Genomic DNA, 23,728 nt, shown 5'->3' with positions numbered 1-23,728 from the left:
TTTTATAGGTCGTTCCGATAATGGAAGCAAGACGAATGGCGCTCAAGCCTTCGGGAGTGGCGTGCAAATAAATCGCTTGAAACCATAGCCGAAGAGGCGTGCGCGTGCGTTCGAGGATCGTGCCGGCAGTCAGGGAAGTTTGGGTGTTGCAATCGGCGCACTCGAAAAGCGGAATATGGCGGGAACGAATCGAGTAGTAACGACCGCAGCCGCAACGGGGGCAGACGAATCCTCCAGGCCAACGCGAATGAAACAACGTCTGCTGACAAACGGCATCGCTATGATAAATTTCGCAAAACTGTTCGAAAGAGATCACATGGAACACCACCATATAGGAACATATGTTCTATTTCATTGTACAAGACAACTTCTCCAAAAGCAATCATTTGGAAAGAATATTTTGAGAATGGTTCTGATTTCAACATGATCGACCCCCTGTTCGAAGGGGATAGTGGAGCCAGCAAGCGGAGAAGAGCAGACACGGCGCCCTCTCCTGAGTGAAGGGGATAGTAGAGCCAGCAAGCCGAGAAGATCAGACACTGCGACCGCTCCTGAGCGAAGGGGATAATGGAGATACATGACTGAAAGAGAGCCATTCATCCACAACTGTTAATTTTTATCCCCGCATAGTGGGAATAACAACTTATAGTCACTCCGAACGCTCTTTATAATGAATAATCAAAGAGGCAACTTTTCCGCCTTAAGAACTTTTCCGCTCATCCTCCTGTTATAATGAGGTCAACTTTGCCGAGAGGACGGGCACCACGATGAGTTTGAGCAAAAGGATATTCGCCGCTTTTTTCGCGTTTATTATCGTTCCACTGTTCGTGATCGGCAGCGCCTCCTATCTCGTGTTCCAGAAAATCGCCCAAGACAAATACGCGGAGCAAACCGAACTGACTCTGAAGGCGATCGGCCATAACATCAGCAGCATGATTAAAGAAGCCAACTACTTTTCCGATTTCTGGACAATGGAAAGTAGCGTGGAATCGGTTGAGCAATCGCTGGAGTCCGGAGGGTCCGTCAAGCCCGACGATTCGGCGAAAAGCCCGGATTACGCGCAACTGATGGAGAAAAAAACGCTTAGCCAGCGTGTTCTGCTTACATTCCCTGGTATCAAATCGATTACGTTATATCGTAAAAATAATCAGCAGATTACTGTCAACTTTACGAACGATAAGCCAATCACCCGTGCCGAACTTGCGAAATTTCCGAATTACGCCGATATGCTGCGCAAAAATGGCTCTCCCGTCTGGCTTGGACCGAACGAAGTTCCGGAGCTATCATCCGAACATAATGTTTTTACTCAAGTGCGCGTGGTTCTCGATATAGACACGCTCACTAATCAGGGCATTCTCGTTTCGCGATTCAAGATGAACGAGCTTGACAGGATTTTCAGCCTATACGGTCCCCAAGGACAGTCGGACCGGAGATTCCTGATCGTCGCTGGCAACGGGAATATCGTATTCGATAACGACGGCCAAGCCGAAGGGAAGCGAATATCGGACTATATCGATATTGAGAAAACAATCGGAATCAAAGAGAACAGTACATCTTCGAAAAGCAAAACATTGACGTTTGAAGGTCGCAAAAGCATCGTTTCGGTCCAAAACTTGCAGCTGCAAAGATTAGGCGTCGGGGATTGGAAGCTTGTGATGATTACGCCGTGGCAGTATTTGTCCGGTGAAATGGCGGTTTTTATGCGTTGGATGGTCGCCATCACGATCTTGTCTGTCGTTCTGGCGCTCATGTTTAATCTGATGTTTATCCGTCGAACGGTTACATTTATCGTTCGTGTCGTGAGGGCGATGAGGCAGGTAGAGAGAGGCGATTTGTCCACCCGCGTTCCCGTTGTCGGCAAAGATGAGACATCGAGTCTGGCAAGCGGATTCAACAGTCTAGTTACTCGGGTATCGGAGCTGTTGGACGATGTGAAGCAGGAGCAGTCGCGCAAACGTAAAGCCGAGATGATGTTGCTTCAAGCCCAAATCAAACCTCATTTTCTGTTTAACGCGCTGGAGTCGATCAACATATTGGCCGTGCAGAACGAAGGGCGCAAAGTTAGCAAAATGGTACAAAGGCTCGCGAACATTTTCCGGATCAGCATCCAGCAGAAAGAAGAAATTACGATCGAGCAGGAGCTGGAGCATCTGCAGAGCTATTTGGAAATTCAAAAATACCGGTTCGAGGAGTTGTTCGAATATACGATCGACGTGCCGCCTGAGCTCATGGGCAACCGCATTCTGAAGCTGACGCTCCAACCTCTCGTGGAGAACAGCATTCAACACGGTTTCGAAGGCATTGATTATATGGGTGAAATTCATGTGAGCGCCCGAGTGGAAGGGCAAGATATTGCTTTTTACGTCCAAGACAACGGTATCGGCGTTCCCGAGGTGCAACTCGCGAGATTCGTCTCCGAAGGCATGTTGCTCGACAAAATGTACGGGGAGTCCGCCGAAACCGGGGAGCGACGCGGACTTGGCGTCGGCAACGTCGCAGATCGACTTCGCATCCATTATGGCAGCCCGTACGGTCTGACGCTATGCAGTGCACCAGGCCACGGTACGATCATCAAATGTTTAATTCCGCAGGAAGCCGCGACGGTGGGAGGTGACACACGATGAAGCTTAAAGCATTGCTTATCGACGACGAGGTGAACATCCTCAAAAATTTACAACTGGTCATCCCTTGGGAGAGCCTTGATATCGAGCTGATCGGAACTGCGCGCAATGGGGAGCAGGCGCTTGAGATTGCACGGGAACACCGCCCCCAGCTCATTCTTTGCGATATCCGCATGCCTGTCATGGATGGCATCGAGTTTCTCGGAGCTCTTCGCGAGTTCGATACGGACGCCGAAGTGATTATGATGACCGGCTATCAGGATTTCAGCTACGTTCGGTCGGTCATCCGTTACGAAGTGAAGGACTATATTCTGAAGCCGATCGATTACGAGGAGTTGGAAGAGACGATAGCCAGACTTGCGGCAGGCGTGCGTGCGCGAAGCATCGAGCAGCATTCGATTCAGCAGGAATGGAAGCACATGTTTCATCTCGCTTATGAGAAGGTTCTGTACGATCGTATTATCGATCTCGGGGACACGCCCAATCGGCCGTTCCAGAAGCTTAATGAAGATGACGGAGAAAATCTGGCGTTCGCGATGATGCTCGTCGACGTTGCCGATTACTCGAGGCGAGAGCAGACGTGGGACGACAAAGAACGTAAATTGTGGAACTTCGCCATCCATAACATATTGCAGGAAAACGTCGCTTCGTTTAACGTGTCTTTCTCTGTTCTGCAAGTTCGCAGCGGGGAATGGTGCGTGCTGATCGAGCGAATAGCGCCGGATTTTTACAATCAAAAGCAGTGTCTAGAGTGGGCGGAGAAGCTGAGGCAGGCGGTGGAAAATTACCTTAAGCTTACGATACGAGTAGCCTTGCATCCGTCTGAGGTGACGTTAAAGCAGCTTGCGAGAACGTATAAAAGCTTGCAGCGCTCGCTTAATTTGTCGCCTGCAGACGACGAGCATGGCGTCATCGTTTCGGAGAAGGCGAGAGGCAGCGCCGAGCCGTCACAGCAATTGTGGGACCGGATCGAGGAAATGGTCACCGGTCTGAAGCGATGCGATCGACGGCGTACGGAAACCGCGCTTAAGGAGCTAAACGACAGCTTTCGCGAACTGCCGGACTCGTCTTTCGAGCGGGTTGCGCCGATCGTTCATTATTTATGCATCCATCTCCTTCGGGAGATGCGGGCGATGGAAGTCATCGATCGCGAAGAGGAAGTCGCGATCTGGCGTCAAATCGAGCAGCATCAAGGCATACGAGACACGCTGCAAGTGATTAATAGACTGGTTGATCAGTCTTTGGAGAGCGTCTTGAGGAAAAAAACGAGCGATGTTCTGATGTTGTCAGCGAGAGATTATATCGAACGCAATTTGTCAGCGGATTTGAGCATCGATTTGCTCGCGGATTATCTCGGCATCAGCGGGAGCTATTTCAGCTTGCTATTCAAGCAGCATGTCGGAGAAACGTTTGTTGAATACGTGACAAAACAACGCATGGAAATGGCCAAGTCGTTACTCGCGCTGAGCGACAAGAGCGTAACCCAAGTCGGACAGATGGTCGGCTACGCGGAAAGGCGATATTTTACGAGGGTGTTCAGTAAGTTCACAGGGATGCTTCCATCCGAATATCGCGAACGTCAGCAGAATAGATCAGGCAAGGAAGCAGCATGGACGAATCGCGAGATGTGAACAAAGGAGAGGTTACCGGTGGCGAAAGCGTTTGACCAACTGGAATTAAAGGAGAAAATCGGCCAGCTCTTTATGTGCGGCTTTAACGGTTTGGAGCCTACGGAAGGCATTATGACGTTGATCAGGGACTACGGGCTAGGCGGTGTTATTTATTTCCGCAGGAACTTGAAGGACGCGTCCCAAGTGAGAGAGTTATCCGAGGAGCTGCAAGCGGCGGCGAACAACCCTCTGTTTATCGCCATCGACCAAGAGGGCGGCATGGTCGTCCGTCTTGAGGAGGGCGTAACGGTTATGCCCGGAGCGATGGCGCAAGGCGCCGCCGGCAACGCGGCATTAACGCGCGAGGCGGCGAAGTGGTCCGGAGCTGAGCTGCGCGGCATTGGCATCAACATGAATTTCGCCCCATGTCTTGATGTAAACAATAATCCGGGCAATCCTGTCATTGGCGTACGTTCCTTCGGCGAAGATCCGGCTCGCGTAGCGGAGCTTGGTACGCAAGCGATTGAAGGCTACCGCGAAGGTGGCATTGTCGCAGTGGCGAAGCATTTTCCGGGTCACGGCGATACGGCGTCGGATTCCCACCACGAACTACCGACTGTTCCGCACGGCGTAGAACGACTGAACGAGGTTGAGCTTTTGCCGTTCCGCAAGGCGATTGAGCAGCAAGTCGGCGCGATTATGACGGCTCACGTCGTGTTTCCGGCGTTCGAACCAAGCGGCGTTCCTGCTACGTTGTCCTCGCGCATTTTGACGGGGCTGTTGCGTCAACAACTTGGATTCGAAGGTGTCATCGTTACGGATTGCCTTGAGATGAACGCAATATCGGAGACGATTGGCGTCGCTCGCGGCGCCGTGGAGGCAATCAAAGCGGGCGCAGATCTTATCCTTGTCAGCCACCGCATTGACCGACAGACGGCAGCGCTTGAAGCGGTTCATGAAGCGGTCATGACCGGAGAAATTTCGGAATCTCGGATCGAAGAAGCTGCTCGCCGTATTTGGGAGCTGAAGCAGGCGAGCGGATTGTTCAGCAGCGAAGTGCCGGATACGAACGCGGCGCGCGCCGAAGCCGTACAACGATTGCTGTGCGAGTCGGCTGTTACGGTCGTTAAAGGCGGCGACCGCCTGCCGTTGTCCAAGGACGGCAAGACGCTTGTCGTGTGGACGGAAGCTCGGGCAGGCACCGAGGTGATTGAAGTGATCCGGCAAGATTGGACGCTTGGGTCCGCTTTGAATGAGTTTGGCTACGATGTCGCCGAAGTTCGGGTCGGCATCGATCCAACAGCAGAAGAGGTTAACGATGTTCGCTCCGCTCTCGGCGGCAGCCGTACGGTTGTGTTTGCCTCGTACGATGCCGGGTTCTCAGCCGGTCAGCAATCGCTCATTCGCGAGCTTGCCGCCGGAGATGATTACTTATTTATCTGGGTGGCCCTGCGAACGCCATATGACTTACTTGTCGCTCCCGAAGCGGAAGTGTACTTGTGCACATACGAAGATAAGCCGGCGATGATAAGTGCGCTTGCCGGCGTGCTCGCAGGTGAATTGCCTGTTGTCGCGAAGCAGCCGGTGACGATCGGGCAATACGCAAGAGCGTAATCGGCTTTTCGCCGCTCAAGGTGTATCGCAATGCGGGAAGATACTCTCATCGGGGGGATCGGTATGGGTTACCGCATCGGGATGGCTGTCGGAGTGACTTACGTCATCGCGGGTCTGTTCGGCCCGGACGGACGTTTGCTTCGGCGTGAGAAAAGACCGACGGTCAGGTCGAGTTCGTCGGAGCTGCTGGCAGAAGTCGCCGACATTGCGCGCGACTTGCTTGCTCAAGAAGGCGTGGACAATGGAAGGCTGGACGCTGTCGGCATCGGATTGCCTGGCTTTATCGAAAGCGACACCGGTTTGGTCACTTCGGCGAACTTGCCCTTCGGGGAATTTCCCGTCGCAAGCCGCTTACGGCATTTGCTCGATGTGCCTATCACCGTTCATAACGATGTGAAAATGACCGTCTATGGCGAATCGCTTCGCGGAGCGGGGAGAGGTTACGCTTACGTGCTGGGTGTAACGCTAGGCACTGGCATGTCGTCGACTTGGATATCAAATGGCAAGCTTCATGAAGGGAACGGCGGGCTTGCCGGAGAGATCGGTCATATTCGTTTTCCTGATATTTCCTATGCGTGCGGATGCGGCATGATCGGCTGTTTGGAGACGGTCGTGTCATCGTCCGGCATCGCAAGGCAAGCACGGGAAGGACTGGCGGCGGGGTGGATCGGTCCGTTGGCGGACCGATTTCCGCTGGAACTCCGTGATGAGTTGACGGCAATCGACGTGTTGGAGGCGTACCACGCAGGGGACGCTTTCGCCGCACATCTTTTTCAGCGAACGGCGAAATGGCTGGCGCGAGCTCTCGTTCCGACAATCGCAATGCTCAGCCCGGACTTGATTATCATCGGAGGAGGTGTCGCTGCTGCAGGGGAAGTGTTCTTCGAAGCGCTGAAGACAGCAGTCGCTGATGGGCTTCATCCGCTGTACAGGGAACGGCTTCTTATCGTACCCTCGCAACTCGGAGAAGATGCCGGCGTATACGGAAGCGCTGAATATGCAGTGAATGCGATGCCCATGAAAGTTTGAAGTTCGTTATGCTCTGACGGGAACACCTTTGATGCCTTTTCGCGCGTCGAGGGTGTTTTTGCTTGTTCACTGATGTATAATAGCGGGCAGGAGAACAGTGACGAAAGGGAAGGTTTGCCACATGACCTATTCGCGATCGCGGACGATAAATGCCAGAAAATCGAGTAAACGCGGGCGCAGACTCGCGCTGATTGCTTTAAACGTTATCCTGATTTGCGCTATCGGCGTCGTTGCGTTCGCCATATGGAAGGCGCAAGATGGCAACAAATCTGCGGAAGGACCTTCGCGCTCCCCTTCGGCGACGTCAACGACCAAAGCTTCTGAAGGCGCACCGTCGAATACGGATGATTCGGCTAATCCGGCTACCGCTACAAGAGACGATGAAGAGCCGGCCTCTTCGGCACCGGCTTCGGCGGACGGCGCCATCAAGCTGGCGTTCGTCGGAGACGTGCTGCCTGCGGCAAAGGTGCTGGAACTGATGAAGATCAACGGATTCGATTACCCGTTCCGGGAGGCGAAAGCGTTGCTGTCTGCTGCCGATATCACGGCCGGCAATCTCGAGACGCCGATCTCGGAACGGGGCGTTCCGGCGGAGAACAAGCAGTTTGTATTCCGAGGCAGCGCGGAGGCGGTACCGGAGTTGAAGAATGCGGGTTTCGACTTCTTGGCGCTGGCGAACAACCATACGCTGGATTACGGGTGGGACGGATTAAGTGACACGATGGACGCACTCGACGATGCGGGCTTGCAGCACGCGGGTTCCGGCAATGACGACCGCGAAGCTTTTGCGCCCGCGTACATAGAAAAAAACGGAACGACCGTCGGTTTCGTTAGCGTAACCCGCGTTGTGCCCGAAGTTTCCTGGAAAGCAGGCCGGAATCACCCTGGCGTCGCGGAAGCGTACTCGCCTGAGAGGGCCGTTCAAGCGATAAAGGAAGCAAAAAGCAACGCCGATATCGTCGTCGTTATGGTTCATTGGGGCGTCGAGAGAGCGGATAAGCCGGTTGCGCATCAGACCGACTTGGCGCATCGTTTCATCGATGCCGGAGCGGACTTGGTCATCGGCGGCCATCCTCACGTCCTTCAAGGGTTTGAAGCTTATAAAGGGAAATGGATCGCCTACAGCCTCGGCAACTTTGTCTTCTCGACGACATCGTCTCCGAAGACGAGCGAGACGGGTGTGCTGAGCGCCGAATGCGGCAAGGACGGGACGTGCAAGCTCAGCTTCGCGCCGATGTTCGCGAAGCAGTCCCAGCCCGCTCTGATGGCAGAGCCGGAGAGGACGGCGCTGCTCGCTCGCCTGTCTGAGCTTTCATTCGGCGCGTCAGTCAGGGAGGATGGCTCCATTGTGGCGAAAAATTAAATATTGGCTGACGGGACTGCCGAATTTGCCTTTTCGGTTCCCATCTAAGGGAGAGAGAATCATGGACGCTGTGACGAAAGAGAAACTTCATCCTTGTGTTGCTCATCGCGGTTTTTCCGGAGAAGCGCCTGAAAATACGATGGCCGCTTTTCGTATGGCGATCGATTTGCCTTATGTCAAATGGATAGAGCTGGATGTTCATTTGTCCAAAGATGACGTTCCCGTCGTCATACATGATGACGACCTCGATCGGACGACGAATGGCGAAGGTCCAGTCAAAGGAAAGACCGCCGAAGAATTGAGCAAGCTCGATGCCGGCAGCTGGTTCGATGCCCGCTTCTCGGAAGAAGGCGTTCCGACACTGGGCGAAGTGCTCGATTTGACTGCCGGCAAATGCAGGCTGAACGTAGAATTGAAGGGCGAAGACAGTGGCCGAGCTCGTCTTGCGGCTAAAGCATTGGAGACGATTCGTGCTCATGGGCGGGAGAGCGACACGCTTATCACCTCGTTCCAGCCCGATATTTTGCAAGAGGTCAGAAGGTTGTCGGACACAATCCGCACCGGATTGATTGTCGACGAAGGAGCGGACGATCTGATTGATCGGATTAAGGAGCTTGGCGCGGACTTCCTGTCGATTGGCTTTCATCATTTAAACGAGAAGCTGCTTGCAAAGGCGCGAGAAGCGTCCGTGGATGTTATGGGATGGACTGTCAACTCGGAGAGCGATTTGAGTAGGCTCGCAAGCAGGCCAGAAGCGTTTCAACTGTGCACGAACTATCCGGATCGCTGGCACTCGGTCATGCGCGGGGAACACTTACGATGAACGATTTAACGGCTTTCAGCCTATCGAATATTCGAAATATTTATTGTGTCGGGCGCAATTATCGCTTGCATGCGGCTGAACTCGGCAATGATGTGCCGACGGTACCGATGATTTTTACAAAGCCATCGCATGCGGCATTTGCAATGGACGGCGGGGAACTCGGTATTCCCGGAGCACGGGGAAGCGTGCATTATGAGGCGGAGCTAGTCTTCGCGATCGGTCGGGCGTTCGAACCGGGCATTGATTGCGACGACTTGATCGCCGGTTTTACAGTCGGACTTGACTTGACATTGCGCGACGTGCAAGACGCATTAAAAGCAAAAGGCCATCCGTGGCTCGCTGCCAAAGGGTTCCCGAACTCGGCGACGTTTGGCCGGTGGTTGCCGTTTCCAGGCGCTAAAGCGATGGAGGCCCACGAATTCGGCTTAACGATTAACGGGAACGAAGCGCAAAGAGGCAATACGAAGGACATGGTCTTTAGTCTCCGGCAGATAGTGGATTTCGTCGGCACCGAGTACGGGCTTGGCGCTGGAGATGTCATCTACACGGGGACGCCGGCGGGTGTCGGCAGCTTGAAGGACGGAGATTCGCTCGACGTCTGGTGGGACGGAGCAAGCGTCGGACGATCGACAGTATCGTCGCTGATCAAGAAATAACATAAAAAAGAAGCGTTCATCCGCATGGAGAAACGCTTCTTTTTTATGGATGGTCGATTTATTCATTGTCTACTTTGTCGTCTGTCAGTCTTTTGCGGATCTCAAGCAGCTTCGGCAGTTGCTCGAAGAAGACGTCTATGATAGCGGGGTCGAAGTGGCGGCCTCGCTCCTCACGCAACAAGTTCTCGATTTTTTCGAGGGGCCATGCGGGCTTGTACACCCGTTCCGCGCTTAAAGCATCAAACACGTCTGCGACGGCTGTAATTCGACCATAGATGTGGATTTCTTCACCTTTGCGCCCGAGCGGGTATCCGGTGCCGTCCCATTTCTCATGATGTTGCTCTGCGACGATGGCGGCAGTGCGGAGCAGATCGCGTTTAGAGCCTTTGAGAAGCTGGTAGCCGATCTTTGTATGGGACTTGATAATTTCATATTCCGCCGGTGTCAGCTTGCCGGGTTTGTTCAACACGGCGTCCGGTATCGCGACTTTGCCGATATCGTGCATCGGGGAAGCCGTGCGGAGCATTTCCGCTTCCGCAGAGCTTAATCCCAGTGCTCTTGCGAGCACGTAAGAATATTCGGCTACCCGTTTGACGTGATTGCCCGTCTCGGTTGAACGTATCTCGCCGATCTCGCCCATCGTAAAAATAATTTCACGCTGAGTGTCGATGATTTCCTGGTGGAGCATGACGGACTCAAGAGATTTGCCGGCGTACGAAGCGGCGAGAGAGAGGATCTCCAAGTCCCGATCGGTGAAATAGTCGACTTCGGTTAGCTTGTTGATCGCTTGGTAAGCTCCGATAATTTCTCCGTCATTGTTACGGAACGGAACGGTAATGATCGACTTCGTCACGTATCCGGTTTTGCGGTCGTTGTCGGCGTTGTGACGGGGATCGTTGTAGGCGTCTTTGATGATAATATTTTCCCCGGTTGCGATCGAACTGCCGACAAGCCCAGTGCCGAGAGGGATGCGAATCTCGTCGACGCCATGGGCGACTTTCGTATAAATTTGTTCGCTTACGCGGTCAATCAGCCAGACTGTGCAGCGATCCGAGAGGATCATTTCCCGTCCCATGTCCGCCATGAGTACGAGCACTTCGTTCAAATTTCTTTCGCTCGCAATTTTCGCCATGTATTTAAAAATGATTCGGAGCAACTCATCTGACGTCAAATCCTGCTTGAACAAAACGTCTCACTCCTCATGATACTTTTCTTCAAATAGAATTTATTCGGCGAAAAATTGTCGAATCCTGCACAATGAGCAAAAGGACTTGCGCTTATCCGCGAATAGGGGAGAAAATACTCTAAAGGCGCGCGCAAGGGGCGATCATCTCAAGATGATCTTATCCCTCGGTTAGTCGTTTAACTCCCTTACATTGGCTCTATTTGATCTTACAATTAGGGTGTAAGCAACAAACAAACAATACTTTTTGGGAGGTCTATCGAGTGAAAAAGAATGTTAAAGTCGCTCTAACCATGCTTCTCACCATGTCTACCGTTCTGGCTGCTTGCGGCAAGGACAACAACAACGGCAACTCATCCCCTGCTGCATCGCCTAGCTCCACAACGCCAGCTGCATCGCCATCTGCATCCGAATCCGTACCTGCAAGTGAGCCTGCGAAAGTGGAACCGTTCACTGTATCGCTTCGCCACACGCAAATCGGCGAGCCTAGAAAATTCCGTAAAGCGATTCTCGACACTGTCGTTAAAAACACGGAAGCCGAAGTTCCTGGATTGAAATTCGAACTCGACGGCGTAGAAGATAACGTAAACCGTTTCACGAAGCTGCCTGCCGAGATGGCTGCGGGCAAACCGCCTAAAGTATTCGACATTTTCGGTGGCGAAGCTGACGCATTGAAATACGCGAAAGCGGGCCGTTTGCTCGATCTGACTCCAATCATCGAAAAATTGGGCATCAAAGACCAATTCAACGGCGGTTCTCTTGATCAATTCACGCTCGACGGCAAAGTATACGGCTTACCAATTGGTGGCGGTATGGAAGGTTTGTTCTATAACACGGAAATTTTCAAAAACAACGGTTTGAACCCGCCAACGACTTGGGACGACCTGATCAAAGCTGCTGATACGCTCAAAGCAAAAGGCATTACGCCATTCGCCGAAGGCACGCAAGCGGGCTGGGTACCGAACGAAATCGTTAACACGTTGATCGGCCGTCACCTGACTGCCAACTTCCCAGGCGGTTTCTCCAGCGGCGCAATTAAATGGAATCAACCTGAAGTCGTTGCAGCTTACACGGTGCTTAACGACTGGATCAAAAAAGATTACTTCACTAAAGGTTCCCTCGGCAAAACGTACGACGAAATGCTTAACGACTTCATCGCCGGCAAAGCAGGCATGATGTTCGATGGCAACTGGCGCGCATCCGCGTTCAAAGAAGGCGTAGACGACAAAGGCAAACCAGCAGTCGGCGCGGCACTGATCGGCAAAGTTGCATTCGTCGCGCTTCCTGCTATCCCGAACGCCGCAGGCGATCAAACGAGCATCAACGCGAACTACAGTAACGGTTACGGCTTCTCCTCCGACTTGAACGAGAACGAACTGAAAGCTGTTGAAGCGTTCATTAAAAACTTGTACAACCCGGAAATGCAGCTCCGCGGCTTGCTGGAAGATTCCGTTCTTCCTTCGATGAAGCTGTCCGAAGAGCAACTGGCGCAAGTTAAGGATCCGATCCTGAAACAAATCATCGATGCGATGGCTAGCGCTAAATCGTCCTACCCGCACTTCGATTCCGCTGTAGCTAAAGCTGTTAACACGGAAACGGAAACGCAAGTTCAGAAATTGTTCGCTGGCAAAACGACGCCGCAAGCCGCAGCTGACGCGATTCAAAAAGTTCAAGAGAAAGAAAACGCGACTGCAGCCAAATAAACAATATGGATGTTATGGCAAGGAGGCTTTACCGCCCGCAGGTGAGTGAGGCCTCCTTGGCCGTTAGTGGGGAGGAACTATGAAAAGCACACTAAAAAATCCCGCTGTCTACCTCATGTTCGTCATTCCGACGCTCGCACTATACGGGTTGTTTTTCCTGTACCCCATGTTTTCATCTGCGGTATACGCTTTTACGAACTGGAACGGCTTGGATGATACAAGGTTTATCGGCTTGGATAATTTCTCTAATGCATTCGGCGATGCGAGCTTCCGGAATGCAATCATGAACAATATGTATTTCATTATCGTATCGGTCGGCCTTCAGGTGCCGATTATCGTCATATTCGCGTTGCTCATCAGCAACGTCAAAAAATTCAGAGGTTTCTACAAAACGACGGTGTTTATTCCGTCTATTCTGTCCACGTCCGTCATCGGGATTTTGTGGAGCTTCATTTATGATCCGGACATCGGGCCGATCGCGGCATTCCTTGGCTTTTTCGGTCTCGACCCCATTTACTGGCTGTCGGATACGAAATGGGCGATGATCGCTATTCTGATCACGAATGCATGGCAATGGATCGGATTCTATATTGTGTTGATTTTGGCGGCGATTTTGGCGATTCCGAAAGACATCGACGAAGCGGCTGCCATTGACGGTGCGAATGGGCCACAGCGCGCATGGTATTTGACGGTTCCGTTGATTAAGCCGATCATCTCGGTCGTCGTGATGCTCTCTATCGCGGGAGCGATGAGGGTCGTCGACGTCGTTCTCGTTATGACGAACGGCGGTCCGGCCGAAGCGACGGACGTTATGGCTTCCTATATGGTCAAAAAAGCGATCAACTATGGTGAATATGGCTATGGCATGGCGCTATCCATTATCATTTTCGCATTCGCGCTCGTATTCACGGCAATTTATCAGCTTACGCTCGGTAAGACGGAAAGGATTGAATACTGATGCCGGCCTTCCTCAAGAGAGTTTTGCCTCACGCGGTATTGATGGTGTACGTGGTCATCATTTTATTCCCTTTCGTCTTTGTCGTCTTTTCTTCATTGAAGGAAAGCAGTGCCGAGATTTCTCAAGCGCCGTTTGCTCCGCCTAAATCGCTTTATTTCCAGAACTATGCGGATGCATGGATTCAGGCGAAAATCGACGTATACTTCGTCAATAGCGCCTACTTAAGCGTTACGGCGGCCGTTGTCGGCGTTCTGATCGCTGCGGGAACTTCATTCGCTCTTACCCGGATGAAATTCAGAATTACGAGCAAACTCGTCTTTCAATTGGTTCTGCTCGGCATGCTAATTCCGGGAAACGTGTTGTTCATCTCGCAGTACATTTTGATGATGAAGCTGGGCATTCTGAACACGCATTGGGCGCTGTTCTGGCCGTATACCGCCGGGGCTTTGCCGTTTAGCGTTATGCTCATTACCGCATTCATGAAAAGCATCCCGAACGAACTGGAAGAAGCGGCGATTATCGATGGACTTAGCGCCGTCGGACTGTTCGCGAGAATTATTTTACCGCTTACGCTTCCGGCCCTCGTTACGGTATTTATTATTAACTTCCTCGGCAACTGGAACGAATACTTGCTCTCGAACTTCTTTATCAGCAAAGATGCGCTTCGTACGTTGCCTACCGGGATGGTCGGTTTCAGAGATATGTACCAGACCAACTATGCACTTATCAGCACTGGGATCGTATTCAGCGTACTGCCGGTATTGCTCTTGTATTCTTTCCTCCAAAAACAAATTATCGAAGGTATTACAGCGGGTAGTGTTAAAGGCTGATACCGTTTCGAGAAATTCGTTCGATCGTTCAAGGCGTCGTTCCCGATTTGGGGATGGCGCTTTGTTATGTTATAACGGGAGTTGGGGAAAGTCAGACCGATCAGGAGGGACACTTGCGTGATCGTTCATAGTTTTCCGCCGCTCATTGATGAAGCGTCCCGGGTGCTTGTATTGGGAAGTATGCCTGGCGTCGCATCGCTGAACGCGCATGAATATTACGGCAACCCGCGCAACTACCTGTGGCGTATTTTATACGCTCTGTACGGGGCGGGAAGGGGCGTAGACGACGTCTATGAAGACCGGCTCCGATTCGCGCTCGACAACGGAGTCGCGCTGTGGGACGTCATTGCAACTTGTGACAGGCCCGGGAGTCTCGACAGCGACATTAAAGAAGTTGTTCCGAACGACGTTCCCGGCTTGTTGTCCGAGTATCCGGGTATTCGGGCGATCGTCTGCAACGGCACGAAATCGCATGCGGAGCTTATGAAACACTTTGGAAGCGATCCTTCGATCGCAAGCCGGCGCGTTGTGCGCATGCCGTCGACGAGTCCGATTCCGACGAAAGATTTCCGCAACCTCGAAGATCGGCTTCATGCGTGGCGGGCGATTTTGGAGCTGTAAAATGGAATAGCGAATGGCATACAAAAACGCGGCGACCTATCGGAGGGTCTGCCGCGTTTTCTTGTGGTACGCCCGTGAACTTACCAGCCGTTACGTTCGCGCAGTGACGTAATGTGCGCCGTGTGGTGCTTGCCGTGCCAGACGAAAAAAGCGAGCATGCGGTCGAGCGTGTTAAAGCCGGTTTGAGGGTGCTGGAAGCCTTTGGCGAAAGCTTCCGGCGGAAGCGACTTCAGCAGCGTGATCCACCGGGTGTATAGGCCATCCATCAACTGCAAGGACGGCTCAACGGGCAAGCTCGTAGAATCGATGAGCGCAGCCCATGGATCTTCGTCGAACGGTTTGACCGGGGGCGTGTCTTCCGTCAAGGCGAGTTTCGTTCGCGTATAGCCCTGCATCGAAGCATCTGCGAGATGGTGAGCCACTTGGCGCACCGTCCAGCCTCCGGGGCGGTAAGGCGTGTCAAGCTGGTCTTCCGACAAGCCGGCGACCGCCTCGCGCAAACGCGCCGTCGTTGCGGCGAGCTCCGCGACACGCTCTTGTCTATGTTCAGTTGTAGTCGGAGGCGTGAAACTAAACATGCCGATCGGGTATTTCAACTTTTCCAAATCCACTTCGTTAGCCATTCCCTTTTCCTCCCCGGTATTCGTCCGAGTTTCGCTCCCATGCGGCGCGGACGATTACTTCGTCAACTGCTCCATTTGCTCGATCAAACCTTTGAATACGCTCATCGCTTGGCGAATCGGTTCCGGCGTGCTCATGTCGACTCCGGCTTTTTTCAAAATATTGATCGAATAATCTTTGCCGCCGCTCTTCAGGAAGCCGAGATAACGCTCGACTGCTGGAGCGCCTTCGTCGAGAATCTGCTTAGAGAAGCTAGTCGCCGCCGAGAATCCCGTCGCGTATTTGTACACATAGAAGCTGTTATAGAAGTGGGGGATACGCGCCCATTCCATCTCGATGTCTTTGTCGACGACCATGCCGTCCCCGTAATATTTGACGTTCAGGCCGTAGTAGATTTCGCTCAGATCTTGCGGTGTCAGTGCCTCGCCTTGTTCCGCCTTCTCGTGGATGATTTTCTCGAATTCGGCGAACATCGTCTGACGAAAAACGGTCGTCCGGAACTGATCGGCGTAGTACGTCAGCAAATACATTTTCTCTTTCGGATCGGTCGAACGTTTGAGCAAGTAATCCATCAGCAGCGCTTCGTTCAGCGTTGACGCGACTTCCGCGAGGAAGATCGTGTACTGCGCGTCGCGGTATTCGTTGTTGTGATCCGAGTAGTACGAATGCAGCGCGTGTCCCATCTCGTGCGTCAGCGTGAACATGCTGTTCAAGTTATCATTGTGGTTGAGCAGCACATAGGGGTGCGTGCCGAATGCGCCCCAACTGTATGCGCCGCTGCGCTTGCCTTCGTTCTCGTAAATGTCGATCCAGCCGGAGTCGAAACCTTCACGCAGCACTTTGCGATAATCTTCGCCGAGCGGTGCTAGACTGTCGAACACTTTTTCTTTGGCTTGCTCGTACGTGATCTCCATAGCGAACTCTTCGACGAGAGGGGCGAACAGATCGTACATGTGCAGTTCGTCGAGCTTCAGCAGCTTTTTGCGCAAGTCCATGTAACGATGCATAAGCGGCAAAAACTCGTGAATCGTCGAGATCAAGTTGTCGTAGACGGACTGCGGGATGTTGTCCCCGAACAACGACATTTCGAGCGTGGAAGGATATTTGCGTGCTTTCGCATAAAACAAGTTTTTCGTCACGTTGGCGCTGAGCGTCGATGCGAGCGTATTTTTCCATTTCGCATACGTATCGTACATCGCTTTGAACGCTTCCCGGCGGACGTTGCGATCTTTGCTTTCGAGGAACTGTATGTAACGGCCGTGCGTCAGCTCGACTTCTTCGCCTTTTTCGTTCCGCACTTTAGGAAACTTCAGATCGGCGTTGTTCAACATGCCGAAAATCGTATTCGGCGCTTGCGAGACGTTGCCGACTTGCGCGAGCAGCGACTCTTCGTTCTTGGACAAAATATGAGGCTTCTGGCGCAACATCTCTTCGAGCGTTCGTTTGTACTTGGCGAGAGAGGGCTCGGCGATCAAGCCGGTTAACTGGGCTTCGGACAAGCTGAGAATTTCCGGTGTGATGAAAGAAGTTGCTTCTCCGACTTCAACGCTAAGCTTCTTCGATTTCTCGGAAAGCGCCTGATAGGAAGTTTCCGCCGTATCTTCGTGATGTCTCATGTTCGCATAGACGTAGAGACGTTCCGTCAATAAAGAAACATCGTCGTCGAGAGCGAAGCAACGCGCGATGGAGGCGGCGTCTTTTAATTTGCCCTGGTAATCGGCGATTTTTCCGACCAGTTGTTTAACTTTCTTGAATTCGGCATCCCACGCCGCCTGGTTCGGGTAAAGGTCTTCCAGCTTCCAGCGGTGCTCATTCGGCACTTCGGATCTTTTCATCACTTGGCTCATCGGTAAGCTCACTCTCCTCGGTAGCGTTTCGACTTTCCGAACGGAAGTCATCGCAGCATTGATAGGTGCTGTTCTTCCGAATTCGGACGTCGTCGCGGATAGCAAAATCGCGGCCGCCGCCAGGGCGGCCACGCTTATCGCTTGCAGTTTCATGTTTGGCCTCCGGTACGCAGCGTATAATGTACCGAAGTAGTATGTCCCGGAAAAATTTCCTTAAGCGCCCGCGCTAAAGAAGCTATAGACGATCAGGAAGAAGGCGAACGCGACGAGGACGATCGACAAGATCGCCATCGAACGCCGCAACTTCTCCGGGATCCGTTCTCTCATGAGGATGAGAACGACCGCGAGCCCGAAAGCAGCGATAATGAAAATGATATTCGCGTCGTTATCCATATAACGTGGATCCTCCCGGTCAGATGCTTTTTAACTTCTCCAGCGCCGCCCGAAGGCCATCTTCTCCATCCGGAAAGTCTTCCGGCGTGAATCTTTTCGTTGCCCAATCCATCATTTCCGGACGACTGACGAATTTGTGGCACGTCTCGCCCCATTGATCGGAAATTTCGCGGACGACGAGCGTTTTGCCTTGAACTTCTACTGTCAACATATTGTAGTGGTCGTGCTTGTAGACGGTATGTTTGGCGAACATGCTTATCTCCTGTTGTCGGCTCATTGCCGTTTTTTTCATCATAGAAGAGATGCCGCCATAAATCAATGAGGCGCTGGGGAAATACGGAAGAGAATACTGGGGAGAACCTGTTGACAACATCGGGAGAATATGGGATTCTACTTGAAATCATTTTCGCCCGAACGCGGGCCGAGAACGATTTGGATGTGCAAGAGACGAGCAGAGACGAGACCGGATTGACGAGACGAGAGGAGCAGGCAGGACATGAAAAATGAAAACAAAGCCGTTATTCCCGAGTATCCGCAGACAGGGGTGGCTTCGACTTGCCGATCGTATGAAGAGTACGCCGCCATGTTCGGACTGACGGAACGGACGATCGGAGCTGGACCGGTGCTAGACGTTGCAGGAGGCGGTTCATCGTTCGTCGCTTGCCTGAATGCGAAAGGTGTGCCGGCGATTGCGGCCGACCCGTTCTACGCAGGCATGACAGAGGACGTCATTGCGGCTGCGCGCAAAGAGATCGAAGAGTCGTCGGCGAAGATCGCCGCCATTGCGGACAGTTTCGATTGGAGCTTCTACGGTTCGCCGGAAGCTCATCGAGCGATGCGGGAACATTCGCTTGAACTGTTTGCCGCTCACTTTAAGGAAGATCGTTCTAAATACATGGATGCGTCATTGCCTCGACTGCCTTTCGAAGACGACTCGTTCTCGCTGGTGACGTGCAGCCATTTTCTTTTCTTGTACGCGGAGTCTTTCGGAGAGGCGTTCCATAAGGAAGCGATTGCGGAGCTGCTGCGCGTGTTGGAACCGGGCGGGGAACTGAGAATCTATCCGCTTGTCTCGCTCAAATGGGAGCCATGTTCTTTCCTAGATGACGTGCTGGACGAGCTGAAGGGACTTGCGATCGCCGAATTATTGCCAACGAATTTGCCGTTCACGCCGGTCCGCAGCGACGTGCTCAAAATGGTGAAAAAGCGCCTGTAACCCGCGCGGAATAACGATTGGTTCTTCTTGCAGATGTAGGTAATTTAGGTTATAATCATTGTATTCGCCGATTGACGGCGAGATTTTAGGAGGTTTTTCATTTGAGAGGAACAGTTAAGTGGTTTAACGCGGAAAAAGGTTACGGATTCATTTCGATCGAGGACGGCAACGATGTATTCGTTCACTTCTCGGCGATCCAAGGCGACGGCTTCAAAACATTGGAAGAAGGCCAAGCGGTTGAATTCGAAATCACGCAAGGCAATCGCGGTCCTCAAGCTTCTAACGTGGTGAAACTGTAAGTCGAGATTCGCTCCGACTTATTCTCATATCACGAACTAGCGACCTACCCCCCGGCCTATGCCGGGGGTTTTTCTTGTCGATCCCGGAGAAGAAAGCTAAAGGCTCAGAGACGAGTAGTCGAACCGCATCCGACAGAACCGCATCCGATGAGTTGCCAGAATCGGCAACCTCGGCTACAATCGATCTAACAGCATACAAATCCGCTGCCGGCACATGCCGGAAAGCGGGAGAGGTTCTAGCGACACCCTCTATAAAAAACTAAGGAAACGGCATCTCCTTGGTGCCGTTTTTTCGCGTTCGGAGGAGGAGTTACGATCATGAAACCTAATAAAGCGGTCGTCGTTTTCAGCGGAGGCCAAGATAGCACGACCTGTTTGTTCTGGGCTCGCCAACGATTCGACGAAATAGAAGTCGTGACTTTCGATTACGGCCAGCGCCATAAGCTGGAAGTAGAGGTCTCGGCGAAAATCGCTGCGGATCTAGGCGTGAAGCAGCACGTTCTAGACATGTCGCTTCTTGGGCAGCTCGCCCCAAATGCGTTAACTCGTTCGGATATCGCGATCGAACAGACGGAAGGGGAATTGCCGACGACTTTCGTCGACGGCCGCAATTTGCTGTTTCTCTCGTTCGCGGCTATCGTGGCAAAGCAGATTGACGCGCGCCATGTCGTTTCCGGCGTGTGCCAGACCGATTTCAGCGGATACCCCGACTGCAGGGACGTCTTCGTGAAATCGTTGAACGTGACGTTAAATTTGGCCATGGATTACGATTTCGTATTGGAGACTCCGCTCATGTGGTTGAACAAAGCTCAGACTTGGCAATTAGCGGACGATCTCGGCGCTTTCGAGTACGTGCGGGAGCATACGTTGACTTGTTACGAAGGCGTCGTCGCTAATGGCTGCGGCGAGTGTCCGGCATGTCTGCTCCGGGCGCGGGGGTTGCGGGAATACGAACAAGCGAAGCGGGAGGAAGGACGGATATGATTCAACAAATTTATCCGACTGTCGCCCATCCTTACCGTTATGAGCTCAACAAGGATATGCAATTTGCTGCCGCCCATTACATCCCCAGCGATAACGCGGGCGTTTGCAGCCGACTTCACGGCCATACGTATTTCGCCAATGTGACGATTGCGGGAGACGATCTCGACGATACAGGGTTTCTGGTCAATTTCTCCATAGTCAAGAAGCTCGTTCACGACCGATTCGACCATACATCGCTGAACGATCATAAAGAATGGTTCGGAGCGGATCATCCGCTGCGTTACCCGACGACGGAGAATGTGGCGAGAGTCTTATGCGAGATCGTCCAGGAGCATTTGGACGAGCGGGGAAAGCGGGCTCGTTGCATCCAAGTGCTTTTGCGGGAGACGCCTACCAGTTACGTGGTTTACCGCCCGGGCATCGACGAGAGATTCGGGGAGAAAGCGCATGATTAAGTCTATACGAATTCCCGTTCTCGAAGTGTTCGGACCGACCGTGCAAGGCGAAGGCATGGTCATCGGGCGCAAGACGATGTTTGTCCGCACCGCCGGCTGCGATTATAGCTGCAATTGGTGCGATTCTGCTTTTACTTGGGACGGTACAGGCAAGGATCAAATTCGAATGTTGACGGCGGAGGAAGTAAAGGCAGAGCTTCTATCCGAGGCGGGGGAAGCGGTATTCTCGCACGTGACGCTATCCGGCGGGAATCCCGCGCTGTTGCCGCAATTGGGACAACTGGTCGACCTTCTTCGCGAGGGCGGGACAACGGTCGCACTCGAGACGCAAGGGAGCCGGTGGCAGGATTGGTTTCTGAACATCGATGAATTGACTTTGTCGCCAAAGCCTCCTAGTTCGGGGATGGACACGAATTGGGACGTATTGGATGCGATAATCGAGAAATTGAGGAAGGCAAGGCGACATGCTTTCAGTCTGAAAGTCGTTGTATTCGATAACGATGATTTGCGGTATGCGTCGAAGGTGCACCATCGTTACCCCGACGTTCCGTTCTTCCTGCAGTCCGGCAACGACGACGTCAATGAACGAGATGCCGACTTGCTTCTCCGCCGTCTGATTTTTCGCTACGAATGGCTCGTCGGGACAGTAACGAGCTCGGCGGAATGGAGCGACGTTCGCGTGTTGCCGCAGCTTCATGCATGGTTATGGGGAAATAAGAGAGGCGTTTAAAACAAAGATCAGGCTGTCGGCATCGAATGGGAAATCCAGCGCCGCCATTGCAGATTTTTGAGCTATTGCCGCTAAGCATCCGACCAAGGTTTATGCGCACAACTACAACCCGCCGACGTCGCTCCGAGCAGACAGTTAGTTGTGTTTTGCGCAACTACAGCCCGCCGGCGTCACTCCGAGCAGGCAAGTAGTTGTGTTTTGCGCAACTACAGCCCGCCGGCGTCACTCCGAGCAGGCATGTAGTTGTGTTTTGCGCAACTATAGCCCTCCGGCGCAACTCCGAGCAGACAGTTAGTTGTGTTTTACGCAACTACAGCACTCCGGCGCAACTCCGAGCAGACAGTTAGTTGTGTTTTGCGCAACTACAATCGGCTTCTGGGACAGCACCAGTAACTGCTTCAAGACATCGCCGGCTCAAGCATATGCACTTTATCGATCGTGCCGCCGCCAAGACAGACATCGCCGTCGTAGAATACGACCGCTTGGCCTGGCGTGACAGCTTTCTGATGGGCGTCGAATTCGACCCGATACGTGCCGTCTGCTTGCGGAACGACCGTTACGCCTTGATCCGGTTGACGATAGCGGAACTTGGCAACGCATCGGAACGGGGCGGAAGGCTGCTCCGGCGCAATCCAATTGACGCCTGTCGCCGTGAGCGCGACGGAGTACAAGCTAGGATGGCTATCCCCTTGCACGACGCGAAGCGTGTTCGTTTCAAGATCTTTGCCGGCGACGAACCAAGGTTCGCCGTTGCCCGAACCGCCGATGCCGAGACCTTGCCGCTGCCCGAGCGTATAGTACATGAGCCCATCGTGCCGTCCTTTGACTTCTCCGGTTACGAGATCGACCATATTGCCGGGTTTGGCCGGCAAGTACTGGCTTAGAAACTCCTTGAAGTTGCGTTCGCCGATGAAGCAGACGCCTGTACTATCCTTTTTCTTGGCGGTAGCCAGCCCCGCAGCTTCGGCGATATGACGCACATCAGGCTTGTTCAGATGGCCGATCGGGAACATCGCTCGTGATAGCTGTGACTGATTCAAGGCGTGAAGGAAATACGTTTGGTCCTTGTTGTTATCGACGCCTCGCTTCAGTTCGTAACGTCCGTCCGTTAACGAAACGCGGGCGTAATGGCCGGTGGCGATCGCTTCCGCGCCGAGTTCGAGCGCCTTGTGCAGAAATTCTCCAAACTTGATCTCGCGATTGCACATGACGTCGGGATTCGGTGTCCGCCCGCGCCGATACTCTTCGAGGAAATATTCGAACACTTTATCCCGGTATTCGCCTTCGAAATTGACGGTGTAGTAGGGAATACCGATCTGGTTGCATACTCTTCGGACGTCTTCTGCGTCTTCTTCCGCCGTGCAGACGCCGAACTCATCGGTGTCGTCCCAGTTTTTCATGAAGACGCCGATAACGTCGAACCCTTGCTGCTTCAGCAGCAGCGCGGTGACCGACGAATCGACGCCGCCGGACATGCCGACGACGACGCGGACTTTAGACGGATCGGGAAAACGGTCCGAGTAATCGGGAAGCAATGAAGCATCTATTGTCATAAATTAACTCTCTCCTTGTTGAAGCCCGGAATCGTGGTACTATTTTAGCATAAACGCGCGCATTTCTCACTTCTGCAGGCCTGTTTCATGAATATGACATGTTTTTTTTGACCAAAAAGAAAATAGATGTGATAACATAGATTTAATATGGGGATACCCTCCATTTGACACAGCGAAAGCAGGTGTTCTTGTTGAAAATCTCGACAAAGGGCCGTTACGGCCTGACGATTATGATGGAACTCGCGTCCAAGTTTGGCGAAGGACCGATTTCGTTAAAAAGCATTGCGGAGAAAAATGGACTTTCCGAACACTATTTGGAACAATTGATCGCTCCGCTTCGCAACGCGGGTCTAGTCAAGAGCGTTAGGGGAGCATACGGCGGATATGTGCTGTCCAAGGAACCAGGTACGATTTCCGCAGGTGACGTCATCCGCATATTGGAAGGGCCGATCAGTCCGGTCGATTTCACCGAAGAAGATGATCCGGCCAAACGCGACCTCTGGCTTCGCATTCGCGACAGTATCGCCGAAGTTCTAGATTCGACCTCGCTTGAAGATCTCATTACGTTTAAGGGCGCGGAGAAGCTGGACAATTATATGTTTTATATTTAGGTGTGAAA

Annotated in this window: 24 protein-coding genes and 1 riboswitch; of the genes, 17 read left to right on the top strand and 7 right to left on the bottom strand. The window is 52.7% G+C overall.

What is annotated here, in order from left to right; translation table 11 throughout:
- On the bottom strand, positions 1 to 316 hold a 316-nt coding region (locus ACFPOF_RS21055), incomplete at its 3' end, for a transposase (RefSeq protein ID WP_378136306.1).
- Positions 317 to 767: 451 nt separating this feature from the next.
- Between ACFPOF_RS21055 and ACFPOF_RS21050 the strand changes: the two genes are divergently transcribed.
- The 7 genes from ACFPOF_RS21050 to ACFPOF_RS21020 all read left to right on the top strand — a co-directional run bounded on the left by ACFPOF_RS21050 (position 768) and on the right by ACFPOF_RS21020 (position 9,716).
- Positions 768 to 2,624 carry a cache domain-containing sensor histidine kinase gene (locus ACFPOF_RS21050; RefSeq protein ID WP_378136305.1) on the top strand — a complete coding sequence of 619 codons (1,857 nt, stop codon included), beginning with the start codon at positions 768 to 770 and terminating at the stop codon, positions 2,622 to 2,624.
- On the top strand, positions 2,621 to 4,252 hold the full coding sequence (locus ACFPOF_RS21045) for a response regulator (RefSeq protein WP_378136303.1): 1,632 nt from the start codon (positions 2,621 to 2,623) through the stop codon (positions 4,250 to 4,252). Before ACFPOF_RS21050 ends, ACFPOF_RS21045 begins: the two co-directional genes overlap by 4 nt.
- 18 nt (positions 4,253 to 4,270) lie before the next feature.
- A complete protein-coding gene (gene nagZ / locus ACFPOF_RS21040; protein WP_378136301.1) occupies positions 4,271 to 5,845 on the top strand; it encodes a beta-N-acetylhexosaminidase in 1,575 nt (524 codons plus the stop codon).
- 30 nt (positions 5,846 to 5,875) lie between these two features.
- Complete coding sequence (locus tag ACFPOF_RS21035) at positions 5,876 to 6,874, top strand: ROK family protein (RefSeq protein ID WP_378136299.1); 999 nt, start codon at positions 5,876 to 5,878, stop codon at positions 6,872 to 6,874.
- A gap of 121 nt (positions 6,875 to 6,995) precedes the next feature.
- Complete coding sequence (locus ACFPOF_RS21030) at positions 6,996 to 8,237, top strand: CapA family protein (RefSeq protein WP_378136297.1); 1,242 nt, start codon at positions 6,996 to 6,998, stop codon at positions 8,235 to 8,237.
- 61 nt (positions 8,238 to 8,298) lie between these two features.
- Positions 8,299 to 9,060 (top strand): glycerophosphodiester phosphodiesterase, encoded by a 762-nt coding sequence (locus tag ACFPOF_RS21025; protein ID WP_378136295.1) that lies wholly within the window; start codon positions 8,299 to 8,301, stop codon positions 9,058 to 9,060.
- Complete coding sequence (locus ACFPOF_RS21020) at positions 9,057 to 9,716, top strand: fumarylacetoacetate hydrolase family protein (protein ID WP_378136293.1); 660 nt, start codon at positions 9,057 to 9,059, stop codon at positions 9,714 to 9,716. Before ACFPOF_RS21025 ends, ACFPOF_RS21020 begins: the two co-directional genes overlap by 4 nt.
- A gap of 58 nt (positions 9,717 to 9,774) precedes the next feature.
- On the opposite strand, the gene ACFPOF_RS21015 is transcribed toward ACFPOF_RS21020, so the two are convergent.
- Entirely contained in the window at positions 9,775 to 10,902 is a 1,128-nt protein-coding gene (locus ACFPOF_RS21015; protein ID WP_378136291.1) for an HD domain-containing phosphohydrolase, read from the bottom strand.
- A gap of 260 nt (positions 10,903 to 11,162) precedes the next feature.
- On the opposite strand from ACFPOF_RS21015, the gene ACFPOF_RS21010 reads away from it, so the two are divergent.
- From ACFPOF_RS21010 to ACFPOF_RS20995, 4 genes are all read left to right on the top strand, one after another.
- Positions 11,163 to 12,602: an extracellular solute-binding protein gene (locus ACFPOF_RS21010; RefSeq protein ID WP_378136289.1), complete on the top strand. Its 1,440-nt coding sequence runs from the start codon at positions 11,163 to 11,165 to the stop codon at positions 12,600 to 12,602.
- Between the two features lie 79 nt (positions 12,603 to 12,681).
- Positions 12,682 to 13,560, top strand: a complete 879-nt coding sequence (locus tag ACFPOF_RS21005) for a carbohydrate ABC transporter permease (RefSeq protein WP_378136287.1) — start codon at positions 12,682 to 12,684, stop codon at positions 13,558 to 13,560.
- Positions 13,560 to 14,390 carry a carbohydrate ABC transporter permease gene (locus ACFPOF_RS21000; protein ID WP_378136285.1) on the top strand — a complete coding sequence of 277 codons (831 nt, stop codon included), beginning with the start codon at positions 13,560 to 13,562 and terminating at the stop codon, positions 14,388 to 14,390. Before ACFPOF_RS21005 ends, ACFPOF_RS21000 begins: the two co-directional genes overlap by 1 nt.
- Positions 14,391 to 14,507: 117 nt before the next feature.
- Positions 14,508 to 15,011: a DNA-deoxyinosine glycosylase gene (locus tag ACFPOF_RS20995; RefSeq protein WP_378136283.1), complete on the top strand. Its 504-nt coding sequence runs from the start codon at positions 14,508 to 14,510 to the stop codon at positions 15,009 to 15,011.
- Between the two features lie 80 nt (positions 15,012 to 15,091).
- Here ACFPOF_RS20995 and ACFPOF_RS20990 read toward each other — a convergent pair whose 3' ends face one another.
- From ACFPOF_RS20990 to ACFPOF_RS20975, 4 genes are all read right to left on the bottom strand, one after another.
- Positions 15,092 to 15,634, bottom strand: a complete 543-nt coding sequence (locus ACFPOF_RS20990) for a YfiT family bacillithiol transferase (RefSeq protein WP_378136281.1) — start codon at positions 15,632 to 15,634, stop codon at positions 15,092 to 15,094.
- Positions 15,635 to 15,688: 54 nt separating this feature from the next.
- On the bottom strand, positions 15,689 to 17,479 hold the full coding sequence (pepF, locus tag ACFPOF_RS20985) for an oligoendopeptidase F (RefSeq protein WP_378137091.1): 1,791 nt from the start codon (positions 17,477 to 17,479) through the stop codon (positions 15,689 to 15,691).
- Between the two features lie 213 nt (positions 17,480 to 17,692).
- A complete protein-coding gene (locus tag ACFPOF_RS20980) occupies positions 17,693 to 17,872 on the bottom strand; it encodes a hypothetical protein (RefSeq protein ID WP_378136279.1) in 180 nt (59 codons plus the stop codon).
- Between the two features lie 19 nt (positions 17,873 to 17,891).
- Entirely contained in the window at positions 17,892 to 18,125 is a 234-nt protein-coding gene (locus tag ACFPOF_RS20975; protein ID WP_378136277.1) for a hypothetical protein, read from the bottom strand.
- 243 nt (positions 18,126 to 18,368) lie between these two features.
- Between ACFPOF_RS20975 and ACFPOF_RS20970 the strand changes: the two genes are divergently transcribed.
- The 5 genes from ACFPOF_RS20970 (at position 18,369) to queE (ending at position 21,556) form a co-directional block, all read left to right on the top strand.
- Entirely contained in the window at positions 18,369 to 19,088 is a 720-nt protein-coding gene (locus tag ACFPOF_RS20970) for a methyltransferase domain-containing protein (protein ID WP_378136275.1), read from the top strand.
- 101 nt (positions 19,089 to 19,189) lie between these two features.
- Positions 19,190 to 19,387 (top strand): cold shock domain-containing protein, encoded by a 198-nt coding sequence (locus tag ACFPOF_RS20965; protein WP_209743912.1) that lies wholly within the window; start codon positions 19,190 to 19,192, stop codon positions 19,385 to 19,387.
- A gap of 224 nt (positions 19,388 to 19,611) precedes the next feature.
- A riboswitch (PreQ1 riboswitch) is annotated at positions 19,612 to 19,656 on the top strand.
- Between the two features lie 49 nt (positions 19,657 to 19,705).
- Positions 19,706 to 20,371: a 7-cyano-7-deazaguanine synthase QueC gene (gene queC / locus ACFPOF_RS20960; RefSeq protein WP_378136273.1), complete on the top strand. Its 666-nt coding sequence runs from the start codon at positions 19,706 to 19,708 to the stop codon at positions 20,369 to 20,371.
- Positions 20,368 to 20,826, top strand: coding sequence for a 6-pyruvoyl trahydropterin synthase family protein (locus tag ACFPOF_RS20955; protein WP_378136271.1), 459 nt, complete (start codon positions 20,368 to 20,370; stop codon positions 20,824 to 20,826). The genes queC and ACFPOF_RS20955 overlap by 4 nt, the downstream gene beginning before the upstream one ends.
- Positions 20,819 to 21,556, top strand: a complete 738-nt coding sequence (queE, locus tag ACFPOF_RS20950) for a 7-carboxy-7-deazaguanine synthase QueE (RefSeq protein WP_378136269.1) — start codon at positions 20,819 to 20,821, stop codon at positions 21,554 to 21,556. The genes ACFPOF_RS20955 and queE overlap by 8 nt, the downstream gene beginning before the upstream one ends.
- A 398-nt stretch (positions 21,557 to 21,954) precedes the next feature.
- On the opposite strand, the gene mnmA is transcribed toward queE, so the two are convergent.
- On the bottom strand, positions 21,955 to 23,109 hold the full coding sequence (gene mnmA, locus ACFPOF_RS20945; protein WP_378136267.1) for a tRNA 2-thiouridine(34) synthase MnmA: 1,155 nt from the start codon (positions 23,107 to 23,109) through the stop codon (positions 21,955 to 21,957).
- A gap of 191 nt (positions 23,110 to 23,300) precedes the next feature.
- Between mnmA and cymR the strand changes: the two genes are divergently transcribed.
- Positions 23,301 to 23,720, top strand: coding sequence for a cysteine metabolism transcriptional regulator CymR (gene cymR / locus ACFPOF_RS20940; RefSeq protein ID WP_378137089.1), 420 nt, complete (start codon positions 23,301 to 23,303; stop codon positions 23,718 to 23,720).
- The last annotated feature ends 8 nt before the right edge of the window (positions 23,721 to 23,728 follow it).

This window comes from Cohnella soli (assembly GCF_042655525.1).
Lineage (GTDB): Bacteria > Bacillota > Bacilli > Paenibacillales > Paenibacillaceae > Cohnella > Cohnella soli.
The sequence above is the reverse complement of the archived record's forward strand: the minus strand, read 5'-3'. Positions and strand labels throughout refer to the sequence as shown.

Bases quoted from the DNA above. Each gene is read 5' to 3' on its own strand.
- ACFPOF_RS20955 (WP_378136271.1), top strand. From the start codon at position 20,368: ATGATTCAACAAATTTATCCGACTGTCGCCCATCCTTACCGTTATGAG.
- queE (WP_378136269.1), top strand. From the start codon at position 20,819: ATGATTAAGTCTATACGAATTCCCGTTCTCGAAGTGTTCGGACCGACC.
- ACFPOF_RS20975 (WP_378136277.1), bottom strand. From the start codon at position 18,125: ATGTTCGCCAAACATACCGTCTACAAGCACGACCACTACAATATGTTG.
- ACFPOF_RS21020 (WP_378136293.1), top strand. From the start codon at position 9,057: ATGAACGATTTAACGGCTTTCAGCCTATCGAATATTCGAAATATTTAT.
- ACFPOF_RS21045 (WP_378136303.1), top strand. From the start codon at position 2,621: ATGAAGCTTAAAGCATTGCTTATCGACGACGAGGTGAACATCCTCAAA.
- ACFPOF_RS20970 (WP_378136275.1), top strand. From the start codon at position 18,369: ATGAAAAATGAAAACAAAGCCGTTATTCCCGAGTATCCGCAGACAGGG.
- ACFPOF_RS21050 (WP_378136305.1), top strand. From the start codon at position 768: ATGAGTTTGAGCAAAAGGATATTCGCCGCTTTTTTCGCGTTTATTATC.
- ACFPOF_RS21035 (WP_378136299.1), top strand. From the start codon at position 5,876: ATGCGGGAAGATACTCTCATCGGGGGGATCGGTATGGGTTACCGCATC.
- pepF (WP_378137091.1), bottom strand. From the start codon at position 17,479: ATGAGCCAAGTGATGAAAAGATCCGAAGTGCCGAATGAGCACCGCTGG.
- ACFPOF_RS21030 (WP_378136297.1), top strand. From the start codon at position 6,996: ATGACCTATTCGCGATCGCGGACGATAAATGCCAGAAAATCGAGTAAA.
- ACFPOF_RS20980 (WP_378136279.1), bottom strand. From the start codon at position 17,872: ATGGATAACGACGCGAATATCATTTTCATTATCGCTGCTTTCGGGCTC.
- ACFPOF_RS21025 (WP_378136295.1), top strand. From the start codon at position 8,299: ATGGACGCTGTGACGAAAGAGAAACTTCATCCTTGTGTTGCTCATCGC.
- ACFPOF_RS20990 (WP_378136281.1), bottom strand. From the start codon at position 15,634: ATGGCTAACGAAGTGGATTTGGAAAAGTTGAAATACCCGATCGGCATG.
- ACFPOF_RS21000 (WP_378136285.1), top strand. From the start codon at position 13,560: ATGCCGGCCTTCCTCAAGAGAGTTTTGCCTCACGCGGTATTGATGGTG.
- ACFPOF_RS21005 (WP_378136287.1), top strand. From the start codon at position 12,682: ATGAAAAGCACACTAAAAAATCCCGCTGTCTACCTCATGTTCGTCATT.
- mnmA (WP_378136267.1), bottom strand. From the start codon at position 23,109: ATGACAATAGATGCTTCATTGCTTCCCGATTACTCGGACCGTTTTCCC.
- queC (WP_378136273.1), top strand. From the start codon at position 19,706: ATGAAACCTAATAAAGCGGTCGTCGTTTTCAGCGGAGGCCAAGATAGC.